The organism is Christiangramia aquimixticola (assembly GCF_048285835.1).
Taxonomy (GTDB): Bacteria; Bacteroidota; Bacteroidia; order Flavobacteriales; family Flavobacteriaceae; genus Christiangramia; species Christiangramia aquimixticola.
In genome coordinates, this window is the sequence record NZ_JBLVTL010000360.1 from 1 (window position 1) to 277 (window position 277).

At 49.1% G+C, this 277-nt stretch carries 1 protein-coding gene; it reads left to right on the plus strand.

Features of this window, described 5'->3' with window-relative positions:
- Nucleotides 1-54: 54 nt before the first annotated feature.
- The coding region (locus tag ACNKXV_RS14820) for a hypothetical protein (protein ID WP_417908462.1) at nucleotides 55-277 on the plus strand (223 nt) is incomplete at its 3' end.

Consider the following 277-nt stretch of genomic DNA (forward strand, 5'->3'; position numbering starts at 1 on the left):
GCCACAGCAGCCAACAGAGGTAGAATTTCCCTGGAATCTTCTGATTCGGACATCTTGGCCATCATCGACACGGAAGTAGAAAATGCGATTGATCGTTCCTTCAACATTCTCAGAACGCGTATTGACCGATTCGGTACTTCTCAGCCAAACATTCAGCGAATCGCCGGTTCGGGCAGAATCCAGATCGAACTACCAGGTGCCGACAATCAGGAGCGAGTTCGTAACCTCTTGCAGGGTGTAGCAAAGCTTCAGTTTTGGGAAGTTCTCGAACTCAATG